This window comes from Spirillospora sp. NPDC049652, from assembly GCF_040675125.1.
GTDB lineage: Bacteria > Actinomycetota > Actinomycetes > Streptosporangiales > Streptosporangiaceae > Spirillospora.
This window is the reverse complement of sequence record NZ_JBFAOF010000456.1, coordinates 1-5,574: the sequence shown is the minus strand read 5'-3', so window position 1 is coordinate 5,574 and position 5,574 is coordinate 1. Positions and strand designations below refer to the sequence as shown.

The following is a 5,574-nucleotide window of genomic DNA, read 5'->3' as shown; positions in this document are numbered from 1 at the left end:
GGCCACCACGGCGCCCCCGGACGAGGTGAGCGCGAGCGGGGCCCCGGCGAGCAGCCCGACCTTGATGGCACGGCCGGGCCGCAGGTCGAACAGGTTCATCAGGTTCGCCGACGCCGCGATGACCGCGCCGTTCAGCACCGTGTCGACCGCGCGTCCGGGCAGCGTGCGCGCCGGCGACCCGGCCAGCGCGGCGGCGGTGAGCCCGGTCGCGCCGATCCCGAGGATCTTGACCGCGCCGGTGGTGACCTCGCCCTTCGCCAGCGCGGCCAGGTGGCCCTTGAAACCGCGCGAGGAACCGGAGCCCGCCAGGTCGTCGTAGCCGCCGAGCGCGCCGGAGCCCGCCCCGGCGACCAGCGCCGCCGCCCGGAACCGCCCGGACGCGCCGGGCGCCAGCAGGCCCGCCGCCGCGGCGCCCGCGACGAACGCGGGGCCCTCCAGCAGCGTCACCGGCTCGCCCCGGTGGTTGGTGCGGTCCCACAGCTCGCCGCCGGACCGCGCGGCCAGGCCGGGCGGGCGGCGGGTCAGCGCGGTGTAGGCGGCGCGGGTCGCGGCGGCGCCGAGCGCGGCGCCGGCCAGCAGGCGCAGCGCGCGCCGTCCGGAGGGGGCGGGGTCAGTGCTCATGCGATGTCATCCGTTCTTCCCGGCGGCGGGCGGCGGAGACGGCAGGTACCCGCCGCTCGCGCCCGGGCCGACGCCGTACTGCCCGGACTTGCCGCCCAGCTCGTTCTGCAGGGCCAGGATCGCGACCACCTGCCCGGAGGCGGTGTCCAGCACGTCCACCGACGACACCCGCTTGCTGACGCCCGAGTCGTCGCGCAGCGCGGTGATGAGGCCGCCCTGCTGCGCGGCGGTGTTCGGACCGCCCAGCACGGTGCCGCGGTCGGCGGCGTCGAGCTGCGCGGTGAGCGTCACCAGTGCCCGGGTGCCGCCCGCGGTGTCGGAGCCGTAGGGCGTGGCGGGCGCGATCACCACGGCGAGTGTCGCATGCTGGCCCGGCTTCCCGCTGGTGGTCACGTAACCCGCCTCCCGGAACCCGGTGAGCACGCCCGCGCCGGCGGCGTCCTCGCGGCCCGCCTTGGACGCGTCGTTGGTGACGATCGCGCCGGCCAGCACCGCGCCCGCCTTGGTGTAGGCGTCCGCGCCGGACGGGAACGCGGTCCCGGCGGGCTTCAGCTGGGTGGCCAGCTCGTCGAGGGTGCGGCTCTCGTCCGGGTCCAGGGCCTTCTTCTGGATCGCGACCCGGCCGGTGACGGTCGCGCCGGCCTTGGTCGCCAGGTCGATGACCTGCGAGACGCCCTCCTCGCCGGCGCCGGGCGTCTCGACGAGCACCAGCGACTGGCCCTTCAGCCGTCCCGCGACGTACTGCGGTCCGGTCGCGGACGCGAACTGCTCCTCGCCCTTGAGCTGTGCCTCCTGCTTCTGCTGCGTCCTGCGCAGGTCGTCGGCGCGCCGGGTGGCCCGGTTCGCCTCCTGCTTGAGGCCGTTGGTCACCGACTGCGACAGGGTCGTGGAGCCCAGCACGATGCCGAGCGCCAGCGCCAGGAAGATCGCGACGATGGAGACGAGGTGGTAACGGAAGTCGATCACGTGAACAGTCCGGTCAGCCAGAAGAGGAAGGCGTGCCAGCGGTCGGCCAGCAGGGGGCGGATGACGTCCCCGGCCGGTGACATGAACACGGCGGTGGTCATGGCGATGAACGCCACCAGCACGAGCAGCAGCAGGGACCAGCCCGAGATGCGGCTGCGGTACAGGCGGGACACGCCCTTGGCGTCGACGAGCTTGCTGCCGACGCGCAGCCGGGTCAGGAACGTGCTGGACATCCCGGCGCGGCCCTTGTCGAAGAACTCCACCATGTTGAAGTGCGTGCCGACGGCGACGATCAGGGTCGCGCCCTTCTCGTCGGCCAGCAGCATGGCGATGTCCTCGCTGGTGGCGGTGGCGGGGAACACCACGGCCTCGCGGCCGAGCTCCTCCACCCGCTGCAGGCCCGGCGCGCGGCCGTCCCGGTAGGCGTGCACGACGATCTCCGCGCCGCAGGTCAGCGCGGCGTCGGACACCGAGTCCATGTCTCCGACGATCATGTCGGGGCGGTAGCCGGCCTCCAGCAGCGCGTCGGCCCCGCCGTCCACGCCGATCAGCACCGGCCGGTACTCGCGGATGTAGGGGCGCAGGGTCGCGATGTCCTCGCGGTAGTGGTAGCCGCGCACGACGATCAGCGCGTGCCGCCCGTCCAGCCGGGTCGCCACGTCCGGGACGCCGACGCCGTCGATGAGCAGGTCGCGCTCGCGCTTGACGTACTCCATCGTGTTGGCGACGAACGCCTCGAGCTGGTGGCCGAGGTTGGCCTTCGCCTCGGTGATCGACGCCTCGAGCGTCTCGTCGGTCTGCTCGGTGCCCTTGGCGACCGTGTCGGCGCCCTTGTAGACGGTGCCGCCGTCCACCCGGACGCCGTCGCCCTCCGACAGCTTGGTGAAGATCTCCGGGCCGACGTCGTCCACCAGCGGGATGCCGGCGTCCAGCAGGATCTGCGGGCCGAGGTTCGGATAGCGGCCCGAGATGGACGGCGCGACGTTCACCACCGCCCCGACCTGGCAGGACACCAGCGCCTCGGCGCTGACCCGGTCCAGGTCGACGTGGTCGATCACCGCGATGTCGCCCGGCTGCAGCCGCTTGGTGAGGTTCTTGGTGCGGCGGTCGAGGCGGACCGTGGCGGACACGCCGGGCTTGCCGTCACCCCGCCCGCGGCCGAGCTGCAGCACCCGGCGCGGCCGCTTCCTGGCGGGCCGGACGGCGTGGTCGGTGGTCGGAGACGGGTCGTTCATCGCTTGACATCCTGCCAGAGGGCGGGGGGTGACACCTGCAACGTCGGCATCGGGGCGTGTTGGTTCGCGTACTGTCGGTGGCTTTGCGCAGCGCCGCGCCGCCGCGCGCTCCCGCGGACCGCCGGGAAGATCGCGCGGACCGTCCGGCGGACCGCGCGCTCAGCGGTCGCGGGCGGCCAGGTCGAGCAGCTCCTCGGCGTGCGCGCGGCCGAGCTCGGAGTCGGCGAGACCCGCCAGCATGCGGGACAGCTCGCGCACCCGGCCCTCCCGGTCGAGGGCGGTGACGCCGCTGCGCGTCACCAGCCCGTCGCTGGACTTCTCCACCAGCAGGTGCTGGTCGGCGAACGCGGCGACCTGCGGCAGGTGGGTGACGACGATCACCTGCGCGTTCCGGGCGAGCCGGGCGAGCCGCCGCCCGATCTCCACCGCGGCCTTGCCGCCGACGCCCGCGTCGACCTCGTCGAACACGAACGTCGGCACCGGGTCGGCGCCCGCGAACACGACCTCGATCGCCAGCATCACCCGCGACAGCTCACCGCCCGACGCGCCCTTGTGCAGCGGCAGCGCCGGGGACCCCGGATGCGGCGCGAGCCGCACCTCGATCTCGTCCGCGCCGGACGGCCCGTACTCGCCGGTCGGCGTGACCGACACCTCGACCCGCGCGTGCGGCATCGCCAGGGCGGCCAGCTCGGCGGTGACGGCCTTGGAGAACCGCTCGGACGCGCGCCCCCGGACGGCGGTCAGCTCGGCCGCGTCGGTCTCCAGCCGCTCGGTGAGCTCGGCGTGCTCGGCGCGCAGCTCCTCGATGCGGTCGTCGTCGGAGTCGAGCTCGGTGAGCCGCGCCGCGGACGCGCGCGACCACTCCAGCACCCGGTCGGCCGACTCCCCGTCGCCGTACTTGCGGATCAGCGCGGTCACCTCGGCGCGGCGCTCCTGGACGGCCGCCAGCCGCGCCGGGTCGGCGTCCACGGACTCGGCGTAGGAGGCCAGGTCGGTCGCCACGTCCGAGACCAGGTAGCCGGCCTCGGCGAGCCGGTCGGCCAGCGCCGCCAGCTCCGGATCGTGCTCGCGGACCGCGTCCAGCGCGTTGCGCGCCGCCCCGAGCAGGCTCACCACGTTCGCGGCCTCGAACACCGCCGCCGGGTCGCCGAGCAGCGACTCGTGCGCGGTGTCGGCCGCGCCGCGCAGCGCGTCGGCGTGCCCGAGGCGCTCCTCCTCGGCGGCGAGCTCGACGTCCTCGCCGGGCTTGGGATCGACCTTCTCGATCTCCTCCAGCCCGAACCGCAGGATGTCGGCCTCCTGGGCGCGCTCGCGCGACCGGGTGGTCAGCTCGTCCAGCAGCGCCGTGACCTGGCGGTGCCGCTGGTAGGTGCGGGTGTAGGCGCGCATCGGCTTGGTCAGCGACGACCCGGCGTACCGGTCCAGCGCGGCGCGCTGGCGGCCCGCCTGCAGCAGCCGCTGCTGGTCGGACTGGCCGTGCACGGCGACCAGGTCGTCCGCCAGGTTGATCAGCAGGCTCACCGGCACCGACCGGCCGCCCACGTAGGCGCGCGAGCGGCCCTCCGCCGACACCGAGCGCTGCACGATCAGCGTGCCCTCGTCGAGCTCGCCGCCCGCCTCCTCGACCCGGTCGACCACCCGGCCGCCCGGGTCCACCACGATCCGGCCCTCGACCGTGGCGCGCTCGGCGCCCGGCCGGACCCGCTGCGGGTCGGCGCGGCCGCCGAACAGCAGGCCGAGGCTGGTGACCACCATGGTCTTGCCCGCCCCGGTCTCGCCGGTGACGACGTTGAACCCGGGCGACAGCTCCAGCACCGCCTCGTCGATCACGCCGAGGCCCTGGATCCGCACCTCATCGACCATGGGACGCACCCGCGTCACAACCCCTCGCAATCCGCCCGCTCTCCGCGTTCGGTGGTGAGATTATCGTCCCTCCACCGCGCCGGTGGCGCGACCGTCCGCCGCCGGACCCGTGCTCTCACCCTCCCGCCGCGCTCCCCCGCCGCCCGCCGGCGGTTCCCCGCCGGACGGCTCCAGGCCGTCCGGATCGGCCTGCGGCGGGCCTCCCGTGAGGGCCTCGCGGCCCGGGACCGGCCCCCGCGCGGCCTGCGCGGACGGGCGGGTGCGGCCGCGCCAGCCGGCGACCGGGAGGCCGAACTTGGTCACCAGCCGGTCGGTGAACGGGGTGAGGTGCAGCCGGGCCAGCCGGACCGGCTCGGCCCCGCGCCGCACCTCGACCCGCGCGCCGGGCGGCAGGTCCAGAGTGCGGGCACCGTCACACCACAGCACCGCGCCGGGGGTGTCGGCCTGCACCTCGATCGCGACCGCCGACCGCGGCGAGACCATCAGCGGGCGGGCGAACAGCGCGTGCGCGCTGATCGGCACGACCAGCAGCGCCTCCACCTCCGGCCACACGACCGGACCGCCCGCCGAGAACGCGTACGCGGTCGACCCGGTCGGCGTGGCCATCACCACCCCGTCGCAGCCCCAGTGGGACAGCGGCCGGCCGTCGATCTCCACGACCAGCTCCAGCATCCGCTGCCGCTCGGCCTTCTCCACGGTCGCCTCGTTCAGCGCCCAGGTGGTGCCGGTGACCGACCCGTTGCGGTGGACGACCACGTCGATGGTCATCCGCTCCTCGACGTCGTAGCGGCGCTCGATGACGCGGTCGACCGTGGTGGCGAGGTCCTCGCGCTCGGCCTCGGCGAGGAAGCCGACGTGCCCGAGGTTGACGCCGAGCAGCGGCGCGCCC

General features: G+C 75.0%; 4 protein-coding genes and 1 pseudogene. All 5 read right to left on the bottom strand.

The features are described 5' to 3' along the window. A pseudogene (locus AB0J52_RS25055) lies at positions 1-621 on the bottom strand (hypothetical protein); the annotation flags it as partial. A 6-nt stretch (positions 622-627) separates the two neighbouring features. Next, on the bottom strand, positions 628-1,587 hold the full coding sequence (locus AB0J52_RS25050) for a copper transporter (RefSeq protein WP_500184627.1): 960 nt from the start codon (positions 1,585-1,587) through the stop codon (positions 628-630). Further along, positions 1,584-2,822 (bottom strand): putative cytokinetic ring protein SteA, encoded by a 1,239-nt coding sequence (gene steA / locus AB0J52_RS25045; RefSeq protein ID WP_500184626.1) that lies wholly within the window; start codon positions 2,820-2,822, stop codon positions 1,584-1,586. Before steA ends, AB0J52_RS25050 begins: the two co-directional genes overlap by 4 nt. Before the next feature lie 159 nt (positions 2,823-2,981). After that, on the bottom strand, positions 2,982-4,685 hold the full coding sequence (gene recN / locus AB0J52_RS25040; RefSeq protein WP_500184625.1) for a DNA repair protein RecN: 1,704 nt from the start codon (positions 4,683-4,685) through the stop codon (positions 2,982-2,984). Between the two features lie 60 nt (positions 4,686-4,745). Then, a partial coding sequence (locus AB0J52_RS25035; RefSeq protein ID WP_500184623.1) for an NAD kinase occupies positions 4,746-5,574 on the bottom strand: 829 nt, incomplete at its 5' end.

Coding starts and splice junctions, on each gene's coding strand:
- steA (WP_500184626.1), bottom strand. CDS start 2,822: ATGAACGACCCGTCTCCGACCACCGACCACGCCGTCCGGCCCGCCAGG.
- recN (WP_500184625.1), bottom strand. CDS start 4,685: ATGGTCGATGAGGTGCGGATCCAGGGCCTCGGCGTGATCGACGAGGCG.